The following is a 21,331-nucleotide window of genomic DNA, read 5'->3' as shown; positions in this document are numbered from 1 at the left end:
GTAGCGGGTGGTGGTGCAGTTCGACAAGTCACTCCAGACGCGCCTTGCGGCAAAAGCGACCGAATTGGGGTTCGTGGCGTGTGGCGTCACGCGCGCCGACGCCGCGCCGCGCACCGCCGAGCGCCTCCACCAATGGCTCGCCGAAGGGCTGCACGGCGACATGATCTGGATGGCGGAGCGTGCCGGTCAGCGCGAAAGCCCCGCCGCATTGTGGCCTGAGGTGAAGAGCGTGATCGCTTTGGGCATGAGCTACGCGCCCGCTGCCGACCCGCTCGCGCTGGCGGGGGAAGGCGGGGTCGGCCGGATCTCGGTCTATGCCCAGGGCGGCGATTATCACGACGTGGTCAAACGCGCGCTGAAGGCGCTCGCCCGCTGGCTGGTGGCGGAGGTACCGGGCACCGACCTCAAGGTGTTCGTCGATACCGCCCCGGTCATGGAAAAGCCGCTCGCCGAGGCGGCGGGGTTGGGGTGGCAGGGGAAGCATACCAATCTAGTGAGCCGCGAGCATGGGAGCTGGCTGTTCTTGGGGGCGATTTATACGACGTTGGAAATGGACTCTTCTTGGCTGGCCGCCACCCCGGCGAAGGCCGGGGCCCAGTTGGGAGACGTCGATAGCGAAGCGCAGCACGAAGTTACATCGGCCATCTCGACTGGGCCCCGGCGTTCGCCGGGGTGGAAACCAGAGGGAAGCACTTCCCCCCAAGACCATTGCGGCAGCTGCACCGCGTGCCAGACCGCGTGCCCGACTGACGCTTTCCCGACCCCCTACCGCCTCGATGCGCGCCGCTGCATCTCCTACCTGACGATCGAACATGCCGGGCCGATCCCGCACGAATTCCGGTCGAGCATTGGCAACCGCATCTATGGCTGCGACGATTGCCTGGCGGTGTGCCCGTGGAACAAGTTCGCCGCGACCGCCCACGCCAACCGCGGCTTCCTGCCGCGCGCGGAACTTGCCGCGCCAGCGTTGGCGGACCTGCTCGCGCTCGACGATGCGGGCTTTCGGCAAGTGTTCGCCGGCTCCCCGATCAAGCGGATCGGCCGCAACCGGATGATCCGCAACTGCCTGATCGCTGCGGGCAATAGTGGGGATCACCATTTGCGTCAGGCCGTGACGCCCCTTCTGGAGGATCCCGATCCAGTGGTGGCCGAGGCCGCCGCATGGGCGCTTGCTCGGCTGTCCTAGCGCCGCCGCCCCGCCTGCAACGCCCCGACGCAACTCGCGCGGTCGATCGGTGAGCCGTCGGTCTGCCGCGCGTCGAGGTAGGTGACGACCGGCTCTGCTTTGCCCTTGGGATAAAGATACGCGTCGAGCACGCAGGTCGCATTGCCGAACTGGAGCTTCCGCGCGTTCCCCTCGCGCACATCGGCGACCGGCGCGCCGAACATCGCAGTCAGCGCGGCGGAACTCGCGCCGATCACCTGGCCCAGCCCCGCCGTGCCCGTCGGGATCGGGATCAGCGGCGGGCGCGCCGTGGTCGGCCCTGCGGTGCTTTCCGCGCATCCCGCCAGCGCCAGCCCGACCAGCATCGCACCGAAAATCTTCATGCGTTCCGCCCCTTGTGAAACAGATGCGTTGCCATTGCAGCACCAATGACCGGCGCAAACAGGTTGAGGATCGGAACCATGAACAGCGCCGTCCCCGCAACCCCCAGCGCAAAGCGATCGACCGCGCCGGTCTTGCGCCAGTCTCGCATCATCGCATCGTCCATATGCCGCGCTGCGACCATCTGCCCGAAATCGTTGCCGAGCAGCCAGCCATTGACCAGGAAGAAGAGGAGCGCGGTGCCCACGCCGGTCACCAGCAGCATGATATAAACCGGCGCCAGCGCGAGGTTGATCAGGATCGCGCGCCCGGCCGAGCGCAAGCCGAGACCGATCCCGCGCGCGATCGACACGTCGCGCGCCTTTGCCAGTGCTGCGGGGTAATGCTTCCGCTCGACCGCGATTACTACGTCGTCGGCAAACACCCCCATCACCGCCACCGCGACGGCCCGGAACAACAGCCAGCCGAGCCCGAACGTGATCAGCAGCGCGACCGTGCCCGCAAGTATGCCGACATCGGCATTCCATCCAAGCGCTGCCACCCAGCGCTCCGCGACGTACCACAGGCCTGCGCCGAACAATGCGATCAGCGCGACCGTCAGCGCGAACGATTTCAGGAATACGCCTACGATCTTGCGGTCGCCGAGTTGTGCGAGTGAGAGGAGGAAGGCGTTGAGCATCTGATGGCACTTAGCGAGCCGCTCTTCCTCCGTCACCCTTGCACAAGGGCGGGGTGGCGGGATGGCTCAAGGTTGCGCCCAACCCGCCACCCCGGTACGGCCCGCCGCAACCATTCCCACCGGAGACCAGCCTTGACCCAACCCACTTACGACGTCGTCGCGATCGGCAACGCGATCGTCGATGTCCTGTCGCAGTCCACCGACGCTTTTCTGGCCGAGGCGGGCATGAACAAGGGCTCGATGCAACTCGTCTTCTCGCCGGAGGAAGCCGACGCGCTTTATGCCAAGATGGGCCCGGGGATCGAGGCTAGCGGCGGGTCGGCCGCCAACACGGTCGCGGGCATCGCGGCCCTCGGCGGCAAGTGCGGCTTCATCGGTCAGGTCGCGGCGGACGAACTGGGCGACATCTTCGCGCACGACATTCGCGCGGTCGGGATCGATTTCACCACCGCCGCGCGCGAAGGCGCCCCCACCACCGCACGCTGCCTCATCTTCGTAACGCCCGATGGGCAGCGCACGATGAACACCTTCCTCGGCGCGTCGCAATTCCTGCCCGAATCCGCGCTCGACCGCGATCTGATTGCCAATGCCGCGATCCTCTATCTCGAAGGCTATCTGTGGGATCCGGAAGAACCGCGCCAGGCGATGCGTGCCGCGATCGAGGTCGCGCGCAAGGCGGGCCGCAAGGTCGCCTTCACGCTCAGCGACACCTTCTGTATCTCGCGTCACGGCGGCGACTTCCGCAAGCTGATGGCCGATGGCCTGCTCGACATCATGTTCGCGAACGAAGCCGAAATCACCGCGCTGATGGGCACCGACGATTTCGATGCGGCGGTGGCCGAGGCGGCGACGCAAGTGCCGATGCTGGTCGTCACGCGCAGCGAAAAGGGCGCGATCGCCGTGTCGGGCGGCCAGACCGTAACCTGCGCGGCCGAGCCGATCGAGCGCGTGGTCGACACGACCGGCGCGGGCGACCTGTTCGCGGCCGGCTTCCTGCACGGACAGGCGCAGGGCAAGAGCATCGCCAACTCGCTCAAGTTGGGCGCGATCTGCGCGGCGGAAATCATCTCGCACTACGGCGCGCGCGCGCAGGTCGACCTGAAGGCGCTGGTGGCGAGCAAGCTCGGCTGAGCGGCTGTGCTCCGGCGCAGGCCGGAGCCCTGGCCACAAGCGATACCGCACCTGCCAACGCTCCGGCCTGCGCCGGCGCACGGTGCGACAAAAAAGGCCGGGGAGCGATCCCCGGCCTTTTTGTTTGAGTAGCGTAAGGCCGTCCTTAATCGATCGAAACAGCCCTCACCGTTGCTTACAGCGTGCCCGGTGGCGGTTGCAGGGCACCGAGATCGGCATCGTCGGCGTCGTCCATCCCGCGGCCAAGTCTGCTCGCGCTGCGTCCGTAGACCAAGTAGACCACGACACCGAGCGCCGCCCAGCCGGTGAAGACCATGATCGACATCATGTCGAGATTGAAGAACAGGAAGATCGTACCGGCGATCGTGGCCGGGCCGATCAGCCACAGGGCGGGCGTACGGAACGAGCGGACGACATCGGGCGCACGACGCCGCAGGATCATGACGCAGATCGCGACCATCATGAACGCATACAGCGTGCCGGCATTCGCCCAGTCGGCGAGACGGCCGACCGGGAAGAAGGCAGCACCGATGGCCACGACCGCACCGGTGATCGCGGTCATGATGTACGGCGTCTTCCACCGCGGATGCACCGCCGACAGCTTTTCGGGCAGGAGCCCATCGCGGCTCATCACGAAGAAGATGCGGGTCTGGCCGAACATCAGGATCAGGATGACCGAGGGCAGCGCGAACCCGGCCGCATAGCCCAGCATATTGCCGACGTTCGACCAGCCGATCGTCCGCAGCACGTGCGCCAGAGCTTCCTTCGAACAGACCAGCGCTTCCGAATATTGCGGCAACGCGCACTGCCGTGCGAGCTCTTCCGAACCGGCCGGGAAGGGGATGCCACCCGGGCCCATTACGGGCTGTCCGCCAATCGTGCCGATCGCACCGGCGGCGACGAGGATGTAGAAGACGGTGCAGAACAGCAGCGAGCCAATCAGCCCGATCGGTACGTTGCGCTGCGGATTCTTGGTTTCCTCGGCGGCGGTCGATACCGCGTCGAAGCCGACATAAGCGAAGAAGATCGTTGCCGCCGCACCGACCGCGCCGACGCCGGTGCCGAACCCGCCGAACACGCCCGCGGGCAGGAACGGGTTGAAGTTTGCCGTGTCGAACCGGTCGGAGGGGAGCGTCAGGATCACGAAAGCGGTCAGCGCCGTGACCTTGATCGCGACCAGCACGGCGTTGACGCGCGCGCTCTCGGTCGTGCCGATCATCAGTAGCCACGTAATGAGTGCCGCGATGCAGACTGCTGGGAGATTGATGAAGCCGCCTGGTACGCCGCCCAGCGCGAGCGGGGCGGACGTAAGCCAGACGGGCAAATGTATGCCGAGCGATTTATCGAGGATCGTCCCCGTGAAATAGCCCGACCAGCCGACGCATACGGCGCTTGCCGCGACCGCATATTCCAGCACCAACGCCCACCCAACCGTCCAGGCCAGGAATTCGCCCATGCTGGCATATGTGTAGGTGTAGGCCGATCCAGCGACCGGTAGCATCGACGCGATTTCGGCGTAACACAAAGCCGCCACGATGCAGATCGCACCGGCGATCGCGAAGGCGAGCATCAGGCCGGGGCCGGCCTTTTGCGCGCCCGCTGCGGTCAGCACGAAAATGCCGGTGCCGATAACGCAACCGATACCGAACAGTGTCAGCTGGAACGCGCCAAGCGTCCTGTGCAGCGATTTTCTCTCTGCGGTGGCGAGGATGGACTCGAGAGACTTGATACGCCCGAAAATCATGCAGTGTTTCCCCTGGGGCGGCTTGCGCGCCATATTTTTCGAAAGCCTAGTCGCAAACGCAGAGCGTGCAACCTTTTAACGCGCCAGCATCGGCCCGAGCTTCCGTCCGGCCAGGATATGCACATGTAAATGCGGCACTTCCTGGTGCGAATCGGGGCCGGTGTTGGCCAACAGGCGGTATCCGCTCGTCACCAGCCCGGCCTCCCGCGCGACCGTGCCGACGGCACGCACGAACCCGGCGATCTCCGCCTCCGAGCCCCGCGCACTGAAATCGTCCCAAGAGACGTAAGCGCCTTTCGGGATCACCAGGATATGGTTCGGCGCCTGCGGATTGATGTCGGGAAAGGCGAGCGCAAAGTCGTCCTCGTACACCCGTCTCGCGGGGATTTCGCCGCGCAGGATTTTCGCGAAGATGTTCTGGTCGTCATAGGGCAAAGTGGCGTCTACGGGCATGGTTGCTCCTTCAGCTTTTCCGCGCGGCTTTCTCGTCAATCCCCGACACGCCCTCGCGCCGCGCGATTTCCGCGCGAATGTCGTCGAGGCCGACGCCGCATTCGGTCAGCAGCACGAGCAGGTGAAACACCAAATCGGTCGCCTCGCCGATCAGCGCGGCTTTGTCCTCGGTCAGCGCGGCGATAACGGTCTCGACCGCTTCCTCGCCCACTTTCTGCGCGATCTTGCCACGTCCGCGCGCGAACAACTTGGCGGTGTAGGAGGTCGCCGGATCGGCCCCGCGCCGCGCGCGGATCGTCGCTTCGAGCTGGTTGAGCGCGTCTTCGGTCATCACACCCGGCTGGCGCAAGCGGGCGCGCGCGTCAATCCTTCGGCGGGCGCTTCAGGAACCGTTTGCGCAACGCCCGCCGCACGATGAACACGCCGAGCGCTGCCATCGCGAACAGCGCGATATCGGAGAGTTCCGGCCCGGTGCGGATTTGCGGCATGCCCGAATGCGGCGCGGCAAGCGCGGGGGTGGCCAGAAGGAGCAGGAGGAGAAAGCGCATGGCGAGGCTATACAGCGGATTTCTCTTAAAGTTTATCCCATCGCGCCACCCCGGCCTTCGCCGGGGCGGCGCGATATTGAGAGGCCCTCAGCCCAAAACCGGCCGCCGCACCGCGATTCCCGCTGCGGCCAGCGCTTCGTGCGCATCGGCAATGCTCGCTTCGCCGAAATGGAAGATCGACGCCGCCAGCACGGCGCTCGCATGGCCCTCGACGATGCCCGCGACCAGATCGCCCAGACCACCGACGCCCCCGCTCGCCACCACCGGCACGCGCACCTGGTCGGCGATCGTGCGGATCAGGTCCAGGTCGTAGCCCGACTTGGTCCCGTCGCGGTCCATCGAGGTGACGAGCAATTCGCCCGCGCCCAGCTCGGCCAGACGCAGCGCGTGCGCTACCGCGTCGATGCCCGTCGCCCGCCTGCCGCCATGCGTGAACACTTCCCAGCCCCCCCAGTATCGTTGCCCACCCGCCGCGCATCGACCGAGGCGACGACGCACTGGCTGCCGAATTTATCGGCGATGTCGCTGACGACTTCGGGGCGCGAGACCGCGGCGGAGTTCACCGCGACCTTGTCCGCGCCTGCCAGCAAGAGCGCGCGCGCATCCTCGGCCGAGCGTACCCCGCCGCCGACCGTCAGCGGCATGAAGCACACCTCGGCGGTGCGCCGCACCACGTCGAGGATTGTGCCGCGCGCTTCATGGCTGGCGGTGATGTCGAGGAAGCAGAGCTCGTCCGCCCCCGCCGCGTCGTAGGCGCGCGCTTGCTCGACCGGATCGCCCGCATCGCGCAGCTCGACGAAATTGACGCCCTTCACGACGCGGCCATTGGCAACGTCGAGACAGGGGATGACGCGGGCTCGGACGGTCATTGAGTAGCCATCCCAATTCCTGCAGCAAGCAACCCCAGCACGATGGCAAAATTGAAAATCGTTACACTCCAAAACAACTTCGGCTGCTCAGTCTTTGCAAAAGTGAAGTACGGTTTGGGAAAGTTGGCCAGGCCACGGCTAAAGTCTCGAAGCACGAGCCATCCAAAAAAGGCTGCCAGAGCAATCGCTAAGGCTCCCCCAAGCAGGTGGCTCACGCCGCCGCCGCCACGGCGAGCGCCGCCACCAGATCGAGCCGCCCGTCGTACAGCGCGCGTCCGGTAATCACGCCCTCCACGCCATCCCGATTGTGCAGCGCCAGCACGTGTATTTCGGCAATCCCCTTCACGCCGCCGCTGGCGATGACCGGTATCCGCACCGCGCGCGCCAGATCCACCGTCGCGGCCACGTTGCAGCCTTTCAGCATCCCGTCGCGCCCGACATCGGTGAAGAGCAAAGCCGCGACGCCCGCATCCTCGAAGCGCCGCGCCATATCGACCACTTCGACGGTCGAGACATCGGCCCAGCCCTTGGTCGCGACGAAGCCGTCGCGCGCATCGACCGCGACGACGATTCCGCCGGGGAAATCGCGCGCCGCTTCGCGCACCAGTTCCGGGTTTTCCAGCGCCGCCGTACCGATCACGACGCGCGATACGCCCATGTCGAACCAGCGCTCGATCCCGGCGCGATCCCGAATGCCGCCGCCCAATTGCACATGCCCCGGAAAGCGCGCGACGATTTCCGCCACTGCTTCGCCATTGACCGAGGCGCCTGCGAACGCGCCGTCGAGATCGACCACGTGGAGATATTCCGCGCCCTGTTCGGCAAAGATCATCGCCTGCGCGGCGGGATCGTCGCCGTACACGGTCGCGCGGTCCATATCGCCCTCGGCCAGGCGCACGACCTGGCCGCCCTTCAGGTCGATCGCGGGGAAGATGATCAGGCTCACGGCCGCCACTCCAGAAATCGTTCAAGCAAGGCCAACCCAAAACGCTGGCTCTTTTCCGGGTGAAACTGCACGCCGATCAGATTGTCGCGCCCGATCGCGGCGGTGACCGCGCCGCCATGTTCGGTCGTCGCCAGCACATCGTCGCCGTCGAAGGCGTAGGAATGCAGGAAATACGCCTCGCCCGCCTCAATCAGCGGATGCGGCGAAGCGGGCACCACGTCGTTCCACCCCATATGCGGCACCTTGGCGCTCGCATCGCTCGGGGTCAGGTGACGGACCGTTCCGCGCACCCAGCCAAGCCCGGCATGAACGCCATGTTCTTCACCCGCATCGGCCATCAACTGCATTCCGACGCAAATGCCGAGGAACGGCACGCCGTCCCGCCGCACGCGCTGCTCCAGCGCCTCGACCATGCCGCCCACGCCGCGCAACGCGCTCGCACACGCCCCGAACGCGCCGACGCCGGGCAGCACGATGCGATCGGCCTTCGCCACCGCGTCGGCATCGCCGGTGATCAGCACGTCGCTCGCGCCCGCCGCCTTCAGCGCATTGGCGACCGAGTGCAGGTTCCCCGCGCCGTAATCGATCAGCGCGAGGGTCACAGCACCCCCTTGGTGCTCGGAATCACGCCCGCCTTGCGCGGATCGAGCTCGACCGCTTCTCGCAAAGCGCGCGCGACGCCCTTGAACGCGGCCTCGGCGATGTGATGGTTGTTCGTGCCGTACAGCGTCTCGATGTGCAGCGTCAGGCCCGCTTCCTGCGCGAAGGAATGGAAGAAATGCTCGAACATTTCAGTGTCCATTTCGCCCAGCCGCTTCTGCGAGAAGTCGGTCTTCCACACCAGATAGGGCCGCCCCGAAATGTCGATCGCGACGCGGGTCAGCGTCTCGTCCATCGGCGACAGCGCGTCGGCATAGCGGCGGATGCCGCGCTTTTCGCCCAGCGCTTTCAAAATCGCGGCCCCGATCGCGAGGCCCGTATCCTCCACCGTGTGATGCTGGTCGATGTGCAGATCGCCAACGGTCTTCACATTCAAGTCGATCAGCGAATGACGCGACAATTGTTCGAGCATGTGATCGAAGAAACCGATCCCGGTCGAAACCGTGTACGCGCCGGTCCCGTCGAGGTTGACGGTCACGTCGATCGACGTTTCGCTGGTGCGGCGGCTGATGGTGGCGGTGCGCGCGGGGGTCGTCATGCGCCCCCAATAGCGGCTGCGTGCGCCCATGCAATCTTGACCCGCCTGCAAACCGCGCTACCCAAGGGGACATGAGCGACGGCCTTCCAGACAGTCTGATTCCCTATGACGACATCGTGCAGGAGGCGCTGCGCGCGGTGGTTGGCCGCGTGCTCGGCTCGGTCGCGGCGAATGGTGGCCTGCCGGGCGAGCATCACTTTTATGTGACGTTCAAGACGCAGGCACCGGGGGTCGACATTCCCAAGCGCCTGATCGAGCGATTCCCCGACGAAATGACGATCGTCATGCAGAACAAATATTGGGATCTCGTCGTCGACGACACGCGCTTCTCGGTCGGCCTGAGCTTCAACCAGATCCCGTCGAAACTGGTCATTCCCTATTCGTCGATCACCGGTTTCCACGATCCGGCGGTCAATTTCGAACTGCGCTTTCAGGCGAATGATGGCCCCGATGGCCCGGGCCCGCATGACGAAGCCGAGAATGACGGCCCGACGCATGTTCCGGTCGAGGATGGCTCGAACGTCGTCGCAGTGGATTTCAAGAGGAAGAAGTAAGCGAGGCGATTAGCGCACGCTAATCGCCGGTCGCGCAGTGACGCGAACGCCCGGCCGGCGCGGCCCCGCCGCGTCCGACGTCACGGGATTTACTCCCGTGACGGGCCAGCTAGCCGCGCCCCTCAAAAATATCGCCCGGCTGCCAGCCCGATTCCCAGCACCGGCAGGAATCCGATCATCGCGCTCACCTGGATCGCCGCCGCCAGCACAAGCGCCTTGCCCAGCCCGCCGAGCGGACTTTCATACCAGCGCCCCGCGCCCATCCGGAGGAAGGCGACGATGCCGATCACGATGATCGCGACGGCTGCGACCTGGCTGACTATTCCGGGTGCATTGGCCCACCATGCGACCGGCAGCATCAACACCGTCCAGCCGCACAAATAGCCGAACGCCGCGCGGAACCCCCGTTTCCAACCGAGATCATCCTGGTCCCACCAGCGAAGCAACGGCGCAGTGGCAAGCGCGTAGAACATCGAGAGGATCGGCACGAGCGTCAGCGACATCCATCCATCGGCATCACCGATAAAGGCGTCACGGCTTTTGCCCGATGCGGCGATCAGCGAATCGACCATGCGCGGCGGTAGTCCGGCCAACATCTTGCGCGCCGCCCCGCCTTGCAGGAATAGCATCAGCATCAGGATAGCATTCAGCCCCATGTAGAGCCGGAACGGCCGGGCAAAGGCCCCGCCGCCGCTCGGCCCGGCGGTCATCCACGCCTCGAGCACCGCGCGCGGATCGCGGATCAATTGCCAGACGGTGTGGAGTTCGAGCCCGCCGAAACCGAGCGTATCCTCCGATAAGTCGCTGATCTTGGTACGTAAAGACTCGTCCGCCTGCGCCACTGGCTCCGACATCGCTTCCCCCTCCATGCGGCTCGCGTACGATCGCAGCCGCACGCCCCGCATGCGCGATCCTACCGCCACGCCAGGGAGAAAAGCAATGCGATGCCAGGGGGGTGCGTGCCGACCTAGCCTGTCCTACTGGCCCGGATCTGCGCTAAGCCGGGAACCATGCGACCTGTCCGCGCCTTCCCTACAACGCCGATCAGCCGCCATTGGCTCATAGGGCTTGTGGGTGGCACTTTCGTCACTTTCGAACGTAACGCCGCGAGGTAACCATGCCCGAAACCCGCACCGAAACCAACTCACTTGGCGCCATCGACGTCCCGGCCAGCGCCTATTGGGGTGCGCAGACGCAGCGCTCGATCGAGAATTTCCCGTTTCCGGCGAGCGAGCGGATGCCGCTTGCGATCGTCCACGCTCAGGCGATCGTGAAACACGCCGCAGCGCGGGTGAACCGCCAGCACGGCCTTGCGCCCGAGATCGCCGACGCGATCGAGGCGGCGGCGGCGGGGATCGTCGGCGGGGGACTCGACGACCAATTCCCGCTCGTCATCTGGCAGACCGGCTCCGGCACGCAGACCAATATGAATGTGAACGAAGTGATCGCGGGCTTCGCGAACGAGGCGCTGACCGGCACACGCGGCGGCAAATCGCCGGTCCACCCCAACGATCACGTCAACATGAGCCAGTCGTCGAACGACAGCTTCCCGACCGCGCTCCATGTCGCGGCCGTGCTCGCGACCGAGGCTGCGCTGCTGCCCGCGCTCGATCGGCTTGAAGCGGCGCTCGCTGCGAAAGCGGACGCATGGCGAGATATCGTCAAGATCGGCCGCACCCATACGCAGGATGCGACTCCCCTCACGCTGGGCCAGGAATTTAGCGGCTATGCGGCGCAACTGGCGAGCTGCCGTGCGCACCTGCGCTACGCGGTCGATGGTCTGCGGCCGCTTGCGATCGGCGGCACGGCGGTCGGCACCGGGTTGAACGCCCCGGCGAATTGGGCGGATGACATGACCGCGGCAATTACCGATATCGCGGGTACACGCTTTGAACGCGCCCCCAACACATTCGAGCAACTCGCCGCCAAGGACGGTCTCGTCTTCTTCCACGGCGCGCTCAACACGCTGGCGGTGGCCTTGACCAAGATCGCAAACGACATCCGCTTGCTCGGCTCCGGCCCGCGCTCGGGCCTGGGCGAATTGTCGCTTCCCGCGAACGAACCGGGCAGTTCGATCATGCCGGGCAAGGTCAATCCGACGCAGTGCGAGAGCCTCACGATGGTCGCGGCGCAAGTGATCGGCAACAATGCTGCCGTCACGGTCGGCGGGATGCAGGGGCATTTCGAACTCAACGTGTTCATGCCGCTGATTGGTGCGAACGTGCTCCGCTCGATCGATCTGCTCAGCGTCGGCATGACCAGCTTCGCTGAGCGTTGCGTCGCGGGAATCGAACCGAATCGCGGGCGAATCGCCGAACTGGTCGATCGTTCGCTTATGCTCGTCACCGCGCTCGCGCCCGAGATCGGCTATGACAATGCCGCAAAGATCGCCAAGCACGCGCTGGCGGAGGACCTGACGCTCAAGGAAGCAGGCCTCGCGCTCGGGCTGGTCGATGCCGCGACCTTCGATCGGCTGGTACGCCCTGAAACGATGGTGTGATGCTGGGGTTTGAACCGTTTCGGAACCATATCGACGCTCGCGCTTTATCGAGGCCGAAGCGGAGGACATCCCATGAGTTTGACGACCCTTATCGGTGCGGCGATCGGCAGCGCGATCGACGGTTCCAGCGGTGACGACAGCAGCATAGACGGCGCGATCGAGGGTGCGATCGTCGCGAATGTGGTGAAGGCGGTGGTGCCGCTTGCGGTCACGTTCACGGTCGGCTGGCTGGTGCTGCGCGGGGTCGGCAAGCTGAAGGATCAGGTGTTCGGCGCAGATTTGCCGGAGCGCTAACGCTACGGCGCACTTGACGCGCGTGGCGCGTCCGCGCCAAGGGCGGGCATGGTCGATCATCGTTCTTCTCAGCCCAAGAGCTTCAAACGCCGCGGGCTGATGTTCGTTCTGTCCTCGCCCTCGGGGGCGGGCAAATCGACGATCGCCAATCGCCTGCTGAAGGAAGAGCGTAACCGCCTGAAAATGTCGGTTTCCTATACCACCCGCGCGCCGCGCCCGGGCGAGGTGGAGGGCCGCGACTATCACTTCGTCGATACCGAAACCTTCCGCGGCATGGCCGAGGACGACCAGTTCCTGGAATGGGCGCGCGTGTTCGATCAACGCTACGGCACGCCGCGCGACACCGTGTTCAAGGATCTGGAGCACGGCCAGGACATTTTGTTCGATATCGATTGGCAGGGCGCGCAGCAGCTGTTTCAGCTTGCCGGCGGAGACGTCGTCCGCGTCTTCATCCTCCCCCCGGCCTCAAGACGCTGCGCCAGCGGCTCGAGGATCGCGCGACCGACACGCAGGAAGTGATCGACCGCCGCATGGACCGTGCGCTCGCCGAGGTGAGCCATTGGGACGGCTACGACTATGTCCTGGTCAATGACGACCTCGACGATTGCTATGAGTGCGTCCAGACGATACTGACCGCCGAGCGGCTCAAGCGCTCACGCCAGCGCGGGATGATCGGCTTCATCCGCCGCTTGCCCGAGAAGTAATCCCCCGGTGCTCCTGCGCAGGCAGGAGCCCTGCGTTGCAAGCGCTGTCCCACGTTACCCTGGCCCCCTGCCTTGGCAGGAGCACAAGGGGTCAGCGCTCCAGCAGCTCCAGCATCCGCACGCCCGCATCGAAATCGCGCCGCCGCGCTTCAATGCCAGCCGCGGCGAGCGGGTCGCGGCCCCAGCGTTCGGCCTGATAATCCTCGTCCAGCGTGATCGCGTCCCACACTTGCTCCGCCGTCGCGGCGTGTTCTGCGAGTGCGAGGGCCGCGATCAGCGAGCCTCCGATCGTCACGATCGGCGACAGTGCCGCCAGCGCGAACGCATCGCGCGCCGCAATCGCCTCGCCCAGGCGCGCCAGCGTCGCTACGGGCTGCGCGCGGTGCAAGATGCCGGTCGCGGTCTCGATACGCACGTCATAGCGTGCCCGCGCCCAATCGAGCAGCGGGTCCCACGCCGCCGCCTGCCGCGCGACCAGATCGTCGGGCGCATCGGCACGATAACAGAGCAGATCGCTTTCGGCATAGGCCGCCAGGCCGCGCGCGAAGAGGGCCGGGTCCGCACCGACCCGGTCGATCGCCGCATTGCCAAGCCCGGTCAGCGGCATCTTCCGCGGATCGATCTCCCCCTCGACCGCGCGCCATTCGTCGGCGACCGCCTCAGCCAAAGCGGCGGTCGGCAATGCGAGCGGAACACGTCCGGGCGTGCGCACCGGCTTGCCGTCGAGCGCGATCCAACGATCTGGCGCGATCGTCACCTCGGTCCAGAACCGCTTCATGCGTCGCCCGGCGGCGTGCGCCAGCGCCGTGCAAGCGCGCGCGGCACAATCGCGATCATCAGCAGCGCCGACAGGACAAGCGCGGTGCCGATCACCTTGGGCAACGTCGCATCGGAGCGCGCGATCAGCAGCAGGCCGAGCAACGCCCCGGCCGACCCGCCGAGTCGCGTTCCGACCAAAACGAAATAGCGGTTGCGCGCCTGCGCGTCGGGATCGGTCATGCGGCTGCGCTCACCCTTGGACCAACCGGGGCAGCGCCGCCACCGCATCGGCGATGGCATGCGCGCCCGCAGCCGTCAGCTCGTCCACGGGGTGATAGCCCCAGGCGACGCCAAGCGCGCGTGCCCCCGCCGCGCGCGCCATCTGCATGTCATAACTCGTGTCGCCGATCATCACGGTTGTGGCGGGGGTTGCGCCCGATTCGGCCATCGCTGTCTCGATCATGGACGGATGCGGCTTGGAGGGGTGCCGGTCGGCGGTCTGCAACGTGACGAAGCGCGCCGCGATGCCGTGGTGCGCCAGGATATGCGCCAGGCCCCGATCGGATTTGCCCGTCGCCACGCCGAGCACCCAGCCATCGGCCTGCAGCACGTCGAGCACCTCCAGGATCCCTTCGTACAACGGCTCCTCCGCCATCGCGCCGGCCGAGCGCAGGCGAAAGAACGCCGCCTTGTAGTCCTCGGCGAGACTGCGGTGCAGCGCGTCTTCGCCCTCCGGATGCAACGTGCGCATCGCCTCGACCAGGCTCAGCCCGACGATCCGCCGGATGCGCTCGCGCGGTGGTGCTACGATCCCGGCCAGCTTGAACGCTTCCTCGGCGGAGCGGCAGATATTGTCCTGGCTGTCGACCAGCGTCCCGTCGCAATCGAAAAGGGCCAGCTTGTTCATCGCGCCATCGCCTCCGCCAGCACCGCATTGCCGCTGCGGCGCAGGCCCGCGATCACGCCGACATTGTCCTCGTGCGGTCGGTGCTGGCTGAGCTTGGTGGTGCCGCGCACCGCGTTCACCGCGACCTCGACCCCGACCAGCGCCTTGAGCAGCTTGTCGAAATACTCCGGGTCGGTCTTCGCACGCGTCCACGGCAGCTCGGGCGAAACGCGTGGTTCGTTGAGCGCGGCGAGCGTATCGAGCTGTGCGGTCAGTTCCGCATCGTCGAGCACTCGCGCCGTCCCGACGATCTCGACCGCGACATAATTCCAGGTCGGCACGTGCTTCGATCCCAGCGGATCGGCATACCAGCTCGGGCTGATATAACCGTCGGTATCGCTGACGCTCAGTAGCAAGGTCGCGCCGTCCAGATGCCGCGCGATCGGATTGCCGCGCGCCACGTGGAAGCGGAAGGCACCCTCGAAAGGCGTGATCGGCGCGTGCGCGACCATCGGGCCGTCGGGCGTGCTTGCAAAGATGTGCGCAAAACCGCGCCTGGCCGCAAAGCTGAGCATCGACGCATCATCGGCGAAGCGGAACGCGCGGTTCGGGTGCATCTCAGCTCAGTCCGACGCCCCACGCCGCCGCCGCTCGCCCTTGCGGTCCTTGCGGACGCTCTTGGCGTGCTGGCGCGCTTGCTGCTTCTTGACAGCGCGTGTCGGGGGCGGCGGGGCTTCGAGCGGCATCGTGTTGCCGAGCATCTCGTCGAAACCCAATTGCTTCAGGCTCTCGGCAAAGTGCGTCGGTAGTTCGGCTTGCACGTCGATCGCGCCGCCATCGGGATGGTCGATCCGCATGCGGCGCGAGTGGAGATGCATCTTGCGGCTGATGTTCCCCGTCAGGAACGCGGCCTGCCCGCCATATTTGCCGTCGCCGACGATCGGATGGCCGATCGCCGCGAGATGCACGCGGAGCTGATGCGTGCGGCCGGTATAGGGGATCAGTTCGAGCCAGGCAGTGGTCGTGCCCGCCATCTCGATCACGCGGTAGCGCGTGCGCGCCGGGCTGCCTTCCTTTTCGTCGACATGCATCTTCTCGCCGCCAGTGCCCGGCTGCTTGGCGATCGGCAGTTCGATCATCCCGTCCTCGATCGAGGGCACGCCGACGACCAAAGCCCAATAGGTCTTCCGCGCGGTGCGGGAGGAGAAGGATTTGGAGAAATACGCCGCCGCGCGGGCCGTGCGCGCGATCAGCAGCGCACCCGACGTATCCTTGTCGAGCCGGTGGACCAGCTTGGGGCGGCCCTCCAGATCGTCCTGCAAGGCATCGAGCAGACCGTCGACATGCTCGATCGTCTTGGTTCCGCCCTGCGTGGCGAGGCCGGGCGGCTTGTTGAGCACGATCGCCTGCGTATCGCGGTGGATGACCATTTCGCGCGCGAAGGCGATTTCGTCATCGCTGAGCGGCGGGCGCTCGCGCTTGACCGGCGCATTGGCGCGCACCGGCTCGGCCGGGGGTACGCGGATCGACTGGCCGGCTGCGACATGGTCGCCCGGCTTGGCGCGCGCGCCGTCGATGCGGAGTTGCCCGGTGCGCGCCCATTTGGCGACGGTGGTATAGCTCGTGTCGGGCAAATGCCGCTTGAACCATCGATCGAGCCGGATGCCATCATCGTCCGGCTTTACGGTGAACTGCCGCACGTCCGATGCCGCCTTGGTGGTCGTCGCGGTCATGCCGCGATCCGCGTGAGCGAAAGCCCGACGAACAAAGCGACGATCGACCCAACCACCGACAGCAGCACATAGCCAAGCGCCACGCCGAGATTGCCGCGTTCGATCATCGTCACGACGTCGAGCGAGAAGGCCGAGAAAGTGGTGAACCCGCCGAGCACGCCGACGCCAAGCAGCAGCCGCCAATTCTCATTCGCGTTGTAACGTGCGAGCATCCCCGCAAGCACGCCCATGGCAAACCCCCCGACGAGGTTCACCGTCAGCGTGCCATAAGGGAAATCCGGGCCGAACCCGCGAAGCGTTGCGCGTCCGACCAGGTACCGCGCGGCGGACCCGATCGCGCCGCCCGCCATGACGAAGAGGATTTGATACATCCCACGCTGTTAGCGCGGATTGCCGCGTTTGAGAACCTAGGGCGCGAGGTGGCCGGTTCAGCCGCCGTTATTGGCCACCAGATCGACATCGGTGCCGCCGTCGCGCCGCCCGGTCAGGAACAGCACGTACGCTCCACCGTCGCGGTCGCGCGTGCCGCCGAGCGTGTGTTCGGTGCCATCCGACTGATGTTCGGCGGAAAAGCCGCCATTGGTGACGCGGGTGTAATACCAGTCGAGCACCGTCTGTAGCTTGGCCGACGTCGAGAAGGTCACAGCGCGCAAATGGCACGCATCTGTATCAGCGCCCGCTGCCTCTGCCACCCGCGCGCCCGGATAGAGCGGCACGTCGGCCGGAAGCTTCTCGGCCCAGCGCGCCGAGTAGCGCATCGCGCCTGCACAGCCGCTGGTGCGCTTGTCCTTCTGGCGCGAGGCGAGCGCTCCAAGAGTGAGCGAATCGCGCGCCGCCTGACAATTGGGGCAGTCCTTGGTGGCAGGGACCGGCGCCGATTTCAGCGTCTCGCTGGTCGCGGCCCCTGTCGTGGCGCCACCCGACTGCGCGATGCCGACCGGGGGCACGCCGCCCGAATAGGGTTGCGCGGGCGGACGGACGCTGTCGGCATTAGATTGCTGCGCGAGCGCAGGGTCGACCATGATCTGATCGTGCAGCGCGCTGGTCATTGCCGGATCGCTGGCATTGGGCGCGCCCGAACCTGCCTCGACCAGCTCGTTGTCGAGCGAATCAAGGTTGCGGTCCTCGTCGCGCTTGCCGCAGGCGAGCAATGCGAGCGGCAGGGCGATCATGCCGATTGAGCGAAAGCGCATGAGATTCATCGACCCGACAGTTTCACAACAGGCCACCATGATGCACCGCGCGCGGTTAAAAAAGCGTTTGGCATAGCGTGTGATCGTGTCTTGTCTTGATAAGACACCCCATGATGCCTATAGTCGGCGCATGGGTATGATCGTGAATATCGTGTCGGTTCTGGTTGGCCTGGTCGCTTTGCCGGTGGCCTTGGTCGGGCTCGTGCCGTTCTTCGGCATCGCCAACTATCTCGCGATTCCGATCGCTGTGGTCGGGGCCGCCATCGGGATGTTGTCGGGCCACAAGTCCGGCCGCAACTTCAACCTGTTCGTCATCGCCGTGGCGGTCGTCCGCTTGGTTCTCGGCGGCGGCCTGCTGTAAAGCAAAAGGCCCGACGCTGTCGCGCCGGGCCCTTCGTTCATTCGCTTAGCGGCACTGAATCTGGCCGCGGTCGATCGACTGGCCGAGCAATGCGCCCGCGCCACCGCCGAGCAACGTGCCCAGCGTCCGCGATCCGCCGCTCGACAGCGAGTTGCCGAGCAAGCCGCCCGCCAGACCGCCGATGATCAGGCCGGTCGTGCCGTCGCTCCGACGGCAGTAATAGCGGTTGTCGCTACCGCGATAGATCCGGTCGTTGCGGCCGAGGCGGCGCACTTGATAGTTGCCGGGGCGGTAATAGCGGTCGGCGTAATAATAGCGCTGGCCGTTCTCGAAGCGGTTGTAATCGTAATTGCGATACTGGCGCCAATCGCGGTTGCGGTCGCGACGGGCATCGCGCACCTCTTCACGATAATCGCGGCGCGCATCGCGCACGTCGCGCCAATCGTCGGCGTTGCGCAGGTCGCGGCGATAATCCTGGCGAGCATCGCGCACTTCGCGATTATATTCGCGGTTGGGGTTGGTCTGCGCGCCAGCCGGAATGGCCGACAGCGACGTGGCCGCAATCGCGGCGGCGAGAATGAACTTGCGCATGGAAATGCTCCTTACCGAATAATCCGTGCTGGATTGCTCAGTAGAACCGCCCAGGCGGCGGGGAGTTGCGTGAACGGAAAACTACATCCCGTTCACGCCCCCGCAAGTTCAGGAATTGAGCGTGTGAGTCAGGGTAATCTCGGCGTTGAACAGCTTCGACACCGGGCAATTCGCCTTGGCATCGGCCGCAATCGCCGCAAATTGTTCGGGCGAGATGCCGTCGATGTGCGCCTTCAGGTCGAGCGCCGACTTGGTAATCTTGAACCCGTCGCCATCCTTGTCGAGCGTCACCTTGGCGGTGGTGTCGAGCCGCCCGGCGCTGAATCCGGCACCCGCTAGCGCGAAGCTCAGCGCCATGGTGAAGCAGCTGGCATGGGCCGCCGCGATCAATTCTTCGGGGTTGGTGCCGATCCCGTCCTCGAAACGGCTGCTAAAGCCATATTGCACGTGCGACAGCACGCCCGATTGCGTGCAGACATGGCCTTTGCCGTCCTTGCCAAAGCCATCGTAGCTGGCCGATCCGCTGCGTGTCGTCATGGACTTGTCCCTCTGTGCAAGAAAAAGGCGCGGACCCCGCTCTGGGATCCGCGCCTGATATAGGCCGTCTGTCCGACGATTATTAGCGGCAGCGACGATCCGCCGTCAGCGTGCGATCGATCGCGCGACCGCCGAACGCACCGGCCACACCGCCGAGCACCGTGCCCAGCGTCTTGTCGCCGCGGCCGGCCAGCGAATTGCCCAGCAACGCGCCGCCGAGGCCACCGGCGATCAGCCCGGTTGTGCCGTCCGAGTGGCGGCAGTAACGACGACCGTCGCTGCCGGTATAGACGCGCGGCGCATAGTGCCGGTGCTTGCGCGCCTCGGCCTTGTCGACGGGCAGCGCCATGGTGGCAGGAATGGCGAGCGAAGCGGCGCCGAGCGCCATCATAAGGTTACGCATACTCTTTCTCCCAGTGGTTGTTGCGTACTTGGTTCAATTCCGACTGAAGGAACGCGCTTCACTTTACTTGTGTTGCATGAACCTGAAACAACATGGCGTTCATCAATCGAAGCGACGCGACCGGCGGGCGGCGCGACTCGAAAATCTGTCCCCGTTATCCACGTTATTCACAGGGCTGATCACTGGTTTTGCGCTTGGTGCGACTCGCAAAGCATGACAGCATCATGACTGTAAGCAAGCGGTGACGAAGCGAGAAATCGAAGCGGAACCAGTGACTTACACCGCGATCTTTTGCTTTAGCGACTTTTGGGGAGCAGGGCGGATACCGCGGGGGAAGGTCGACAACGGGGCAGGAAGGCGCGCGCGCAAGCAAGGGCCAGGTCGGTTACCGGAGACGGGCTTCCAAAGGTGTCCAGGCGGGGTCGTCGCTTCGGCGGCGAAGCGCAGGGGCACTGGCATCTGGAAGGCGAAGAGCGCGTTTCTTCACGGGGAAAGCGGCTTTACCGGAACGGTGCCGAGGCAAAGCGGACGGGGCAACCCGAAGGCTGCGCTGGCCACCAGGGTCGCGGGCGCTGAGACTCGCAAGAGGATCGCGCCCGACCCTGGCGACCGAACCGCAACGGCCGGCGTCGTTTACGATGCGGGTCGGCGCGGTCGAGGTCGAGGCAATGGGGGTCGGCAGCGGTGCCGGCCCCTTTTTGCTAGGGGAAGCGGCGCGTGCGGACTCCCTTGCGGCCCCCGCTTCCCCCTTTGCACCGCGATCAGGAAGATCGGCGCTCCGCCAACACCGCACGAGCCCGCGCGCAATCGGCGTCCATCTGCGCAGTCAGCGCCTCGAGCGAATCGAACTTCGCCTCGGGCCGCAGATAGTCGATCAGCTCGACCTCGATCGTCTGGCCATACAGATCCTCGCTAAAATCGAAGAAATAGGGTTCGAGCAATTCCTTCGGCGGGTCGAAGCTCGGGCGGATGCCCAGATTTGCCGCACCATCTAGCACGCGTCCGTCGGCCAGCCGCCCACGCACCGCATAAATGCCGTAAGCCGGGCGCAGATAGGTCCCCATGTCGAGATTGGCGGTCGGATAACCAATCGTCCGCCCGACCTTGTCGCCATGCTGCACCACGCCCGCCACCGCGAAGGGGCGCGTGAGCAGTGTCGCCGCACCCCGCGGGTCGCCTGCTTTCAGCAGATCGCGGATGCGGCTGGAGGAAACCGCCGTCTCACCCAGCGCGACCGGGCCGACCGTCTCGACCGAGAAACCATTCTTTAGACCAAGATCGACCAGCACATCCACGTCCCCGCCCTTGTCCTTGCCAAAGGTGAAGTCCGCGCCCGTCACAACGCCGCCGACGCGCAGTTTGTCGAGCAAGCGGTCCCCGACGAATTCGGCCGCTGTCTGGGCGGCCAATGCTGCATCGAAACCGAAAACCACCATCGCATCGGCACCAGCCTCGGCGAATAGGTGCTCGCGCTGATCGAGCGTGGTCAGGCGGAAGGGCGGGGTGTCGGGGCGGAAATAGCGCACCGGATGGGGATCGAAGGTCGCGACCAGCGCGGGCCGACCCTCGGCTCGGGCTTGCGCAATCGCGCGGCCGACCACCGCCTGGTGCCCGAGGTGAAATCCATCGAAATTGCCGAGCGCCACGATCCCGCCGCGAAAGCGCTCCGGAACCACCGCGCCGCCGTCGAGCCGCGTCATGG

The 21,331-nt window shown here is 65.7% G+C and carries 28 protein-coding genes and 2 pseudogenes; 7 read left to right on the top strand and 23 right to left on the bottom strand.

Going from position 1 to position 21,331, the window contains the following annotated elements:
* Positions 1–7: 7 nt before the first annotated feature.
* The gene (gene queG / locus AB5I39_RS05015; RefSeq protein ID WP_404371958.1) at positions 8–1,186 is read left to right on the top strand and encodes a tRNA epoxyqueuosine(34) reductase QueG; all 1,179 of its coding nucleotides are present in this window, start codon (positions 8–10) and stop codon (positions 1,184–1,186) included.
* Here the strand turns inward: queG and AB5I39_RS05010 are convergent.
* Both AB5I39_RS05010 and AB5I39_RS05005 read right to left on the bottom strand, forming a co-directional pair.
* Positions 1,183–1,548: a hypothetical protein gene (locus AB5I39_RS05010; protein WP_404371955.1), complete on the bottom strand. Its 366-nt coding sequence runs from the start codon at positions 1,546–1,548 to the stop codon at positions 1,183–1,185. The genes queG and AB5I39_RS05010 overlap by 4 nt on opposite strands.
* Positions 1,545–2,225 carry an EI24 domain-containing protein gene (locus AB5I39_RS05005; RefSeq protein WP_404371952.1) on the bottom strand — a complete coding sequence of 227 codons (681 nt, stop codon included), beginning with the start codon at positions 2,223–2,225 and terminating at the stop codon, positions 1,545–1,547. Before AB5I39_RS05005 ends, AB5I39_RS05010 begins: the two co-directional genes overlap by 4 nt.
* A 132-nt stretch (positions 2,226–2,357) precedes the next feature.
* On the opposite strand from AB5I39_RS05005, the gene AB5I39_RS05000 reads away from it, so the two are divergent.
* Positions 2,358–3,356 (top strand): adenosine kinase, encoded by a 999-nt coding sequence (locus AB5I39_RS05000; RefSeq protein ID WP_404371950.1) that lies wholly within the window; start codon positions 2,358–2,360, stop codon positions 3,354–3,356.
* Positions 3,357–3,531: 175 nt separating this feature from the next.
* Here the strand turns inward: AB5I39_RS05000 and AB5I39_RS04995 are convergent, their stop codons facing one another.
* From AB5I39_RS04995 to hisB, 9 genes and pseudogenes are all read right to left on the bottom strand, one after another.
* Positions 3,532–5,100: an amino acid permease gene (locus AB5I39_RS04995; RefSeq protein WP_404371947.1), complete on the bottom strand. Its 1,569-nt coding sequence runs from the start codon at positions 5,098–5,100 to the stop codon at positions 3,532–3,534.
* A 75-nt stretch (positions 5,101–5,175) separates the two neighbouring features.
* Positions 5,176–5,553: a histidine triad nucleotide-binding protein gene (locus tag AB5I39_RS04990; protein WP_404371944.1), complete on the bottom strand. Its 378-nt coding sequence runs from the start codon at positions 5,551–5,553 to the stop codon at positions 5,176–5,178.
* 10 nt (positions 5,554–5,563) lie between these two features.
* Positions 5,564–5,884 carry a phosphoribosyl-ATP diphosphatase gene (locus tag AB5I39_RS04985; protein WP_404371942.1) on the bottom strand — a complete coding sequence of 107 codons (321 nt, stop codon included), beginning with the start codon at positions 5,882–5,884 and terminating at the stop codon, positions 5,564–5,566.
* 31 nt (positions 5,885–5,915) lie between these two features.
* Positions 5,916–6,101: a hypothetical protein gene (locus AB5I39_RS04980; protein ID WP_404371939.1), complete on the bottom strand. Its 186-nt coding sequence runs from the start codon at positions 6,099–6,101 to the stop codon at positions 5,916–5,918.
* A gap of 87 nt (positions 6,102–6,188) precedes the next feature.
* Positions 6,189–6,970, bottom strand: a pseudogene (gene hisF / locus AB5I39_RS04975) (imidazole glycerol phosphate synthase subunit HisF).
* Positions 6,967–7,185, bottom strand: a complete 219-nt coding sequence (locus AB5I39_RS04970; protein WP_404371937.1) for a hypothetical protein — start codon at positions 7,183–7,185, stop codon at positions 6,967–6,969. The pseudogene hisF and the gene AB5I39_RS04970 overlap by 4 nt, the downstream one beginning before the upstream one ends.
* Complete coding sequence (gene hisA, locus AB5I39_RS04965) at positions 7,182–7,916, bottom strand: 1-(5-phosphoribosyl)-5-[(5-phosphoribosylamino)methylideneamino]imidazole-4-carboxamide isomerase (RefSeq protein WP_404371934.1); 735 nt, start codon at positions 7,914–7,916, stop codon at positions 7,182–7,184. Before hisA ends, AB5I39_RS04970 begins: the two co-directional genes overlap by 4 nt.
* Positions 7,913–8,518, bottom strand: coding sequence for an imidazole glycerol phosphate synthase subunit HisH (gene hisH / locus AB5I39_RS04960; protein WP_404371931.1), 606 nt, complete (start codon positions 8,516–8,518; stop codon positions 7,913–7,915). Before hisH ends, hisA begins: the two co-directional genes overlap by 4 nt.
* Positions 8,515–9,144 carry an imidazoleglycerol-phosphate dehydratase HisB gene (gene hisB / locus AB5I39_RS04955; RefSeq protein ID WP_404371928.1) on the bottom strand — a complete coding sequence of 210 codons (630 nt, stop codon included), beginning with the start codon at positions 9,142–9,144 and terminating at the stop codon, positions 8,515–8,517. The genes hisH and hisB overlap by 4 nt, the downstream gene beginning before the upstream one ends.
* A 41-nt stretch (positions 9,145–9,185) precedes the next feature.
* Here hisB and AB5I39_RS04950 point away from each other — a divergent pair, with 41 nt between their 5' ends.
* Positions 9,186–9,668, top strand: coding sequence for an SspB family protein (locus AB5I39_RS04950; RefSeq protein WP_404371925.1), 483 nt, complete (start codon positions 9,186–9,188; stop codon positions 9,666–9,668).
* 122 nt (positions 9,669–9,790) lie between these two features.
* On the opposite strand, the gene AB5I39_RS04945 is transcribed toward AB5I39_RS04950, so the two are convergent.
* Positions 9,791–10,573, bottom strand: a complete 783-nt coding sequence (locus AB5I39_RS04945) for a hypothetical protein (protein ID WP_404371923.1) — start codon at positions 10,571–10,573, stop codon at positions 9,791–9,793.
* A gap of 212 nt (positions 10,574–10,785) precedes the next feature.
* Between AB5I39_RS04945 and fumC the strand changes: the two genes are divergently transcribed.
* The 3 genes and pseudogenes from fumC to gmk all read left to right on the top strand — a co-directional run bounded on the left by fumC (position 10,786) and on the right by gmk (position 13,166).
* Positions 10,786–12,168 (top strand): class II fumarate hydratase, encoded by a 1,383-nt coding sequence (fumC, locus tag AB5I39_RS04940; RefSeq protein ID WP_404371920.1) that lies wholly within the window; start codon positions 10,786–10,788, stop codon positions 12,166–12,168.
* 72 nt (positions 12,169–12,240) lie between these two features.
* Entirely contained in the window at positions 12,241–12,462 is a 222-nt protein-coding gene (locus AB5I39_RS04935) for a hypothetical protein (protein ID WP_404371917.1), read from the top strand.
* A gap of 48 nt (positions 12,463–12,510) precedes the next feature.
* Positions 12,511–13,166 (top strand): annotated as a pseudogene (gene gmk / locus AB5I39_RS04930) (guanylate kinase).
* 91 nt (positions 13,167–13,257) lie between these two features.
* Here gmk and AB5I39_RS04925 read toward each other — a convergent pair.
* From AB5I39_RS04925 to AB5I39_RS04895, 7 genes are read right to left on the bottom strand one after another with little or no spacing between them, the layout of a single operon-like run.
* The gene (locus tag AB5I39_RS04925) at positions 13,258–13,944 is read right to left on the bottom strand and encodes an ATP12 family chaperone protein (protein WP_404371914.1); all 687 of its coding nucleotides are present in this window, start codon (positions 13,942–13,944) and stop codon (positions 13,258–13,260) included.
* Complete coding sequence (locus AB5I39_RS04920) at positions 13,941–14,165, bottom strand: hypothetical protein (protein WP_404371912.1); 225 nt, start codon at positions 14,163–14,165, stop codon at positions 13,941–13,943. Before AB5I39_RS04920 ends, AB5I39_RS04925 begins: the two co-directional genes overlap by 4 nt.
* A 10-nt stretch (positions 14,166–14,175) precedes the next feature.
* Positions 14,176–14,832, bottom strand: coding sequence for an HAD-IA family hydrolase (locus AB5I39_RS04915; RefSeq protein WP_404371910.1), 657 nt, complete (start codon positions 14,830–14,832; stop codon positions 14,176–14,178).
* Positions 14,829–15,428, bottom strand: a complete 600-nt coding sequence (locus AB5I39_RS04910; RefSeq protein WP_404371907.1) for an FMN-binding negative transcriptional regulator — start codon at positions 15,426–15,428, stop codon at positions 14,829–14,831. Before AB5I39_RS04910 ends, AB5I39_RS04915 begins: the two co-directional genes overlap by 4 nt.
* 6 nt (positions 15,429–15,434) lie before the next feature.
* Positions 15,435–16,544 carry an RluA family pseudouridine synthase gene (locus AB5I39_RS04905; protein WP_404371904.1) on the bottom strand — a complete coding sequence of 370 codons (1,110 nt, stop codon included), beginning with the start codon at positions 16,542–16,544 and terminating at the stop codon, positions 15,435–15,437.
* Positions 16,541–16,915 (bottom strand): fluoride efflux transporter CrcB, encoded by a 375-nt coding sequence (gene crcB, locus AB5I39_RS04900; RefSeq protein WP_404371901.1) that lies wholly within the window; start codon positions 16,913–16,915, stop codon positions 16,541–16,543. The genes AB5I39_RS04905 and crcB overlap by 4 nt, the downstream gene beginning before the upstream one ends.
* A 57-nt stretch (positions 16,916–16,972) precedes the next feature.
* Positions 16,973–17,737 carry a hypothetical protein gene (locus AB5I39_RS04895; RefSeq protein WP_404371898.1) on the bottom strand — a complete coding sequence of 255 codons (765 nt, stop codon included), beginning with the start codon at positions 17,735–17,737 and terminating at the stop codon, positions 16,973–16,975.
* 130 nt (positions 17,738–17,867) lie between these two features.
* On the opposite strand from AB5I39_RS04895, the gene AB5I39_RS04890 reads away from it, so the two are divergent.
* Complete coding sequence (locus tag AB5I39_RS04890) at positions 17,868–18,098, top strand: hypothetical protein (protein ID WP_404371896.1); 231 nt, start codon at positions 17,868–17,870, stop codon at positions 18,096–18,098.
* A gap of 45 nt (positions 18,099–18,143) precedes the next feature.
* Here AB5I39_RS04890 and AB5I39_RS04885 read toward each other — a convergent pair whose 3' ends face one another.
* The 4 genes from AB5I39_RS04885 to AB5I39_RS04870 form a co-directional block, all read right to left on the bottom strand.
* The gene (locus AB5I39_RS04885; protein ID WP_404371894.1) at positions 18,144–18,689 is read right to left on the bottom strand and encodes a glycine zipper 2TM domain-containing protein; all 546 of its coding nucleotides are present in this window, start codon (positions 18,687–18,689) and stop codon (positions 18,144–18,146) included.
* A 108-nt stretch (positions 18,690–18,797) separates the two neighbouring features.
* Entirely contained in the window at positions 18,798–19,226 is a 429-nt protein-coding gene (locus tag AB5I39_RS04880) for an OsmC family protein (RefSeq protein ID WP_404371891.1), read from the bottom strand.
* A gap of 82 nt (positions 19,227–19,308) precedes the next feature.
* Entirely contained in the window at positions 19,309–19,629 is a 321-nt protein-coding gene (locus AB5I39_RS04875; RefSeq protein WP_404371888.1) for a glycine zipper 2TM domain-containing protein, read from the bottom strand.
* Positions 19,630–20,390: 761 nt separating this feature from the next.
* Positions 20,391–21,329 carry a bifunctional riboflavin kinase/FAD synthetase gene (locus tag AB5I39_RS04870; RefSeq protein WP_404371885.1) on the bottom strand — a complete coding sequence of 313 codons (939 nt, stop codon included), beginning with the start codon at positions 21,327–21,329 and terminating at the stop codon, positions 20,391–20,393.
* Positions 21,330–21,331 lie beyond the last annotated feature (2 nt).

Origin of the sequence: Sphingomonas sp. MMS24-J45, assembly GCF_044881195.1 — a bacterium.
Taxonomy (GTDB): Bacteria; Pseudomonadota; Alphaproteobacteria; order Sphingomonadales; family Sphingomonadaceae; genus Sphingomonas.
The sequence above is the reverse complement of the archived record's forward strand: the minus strand, read 5'-3'. Positions and strand labels throughout refer to the sequence as shown.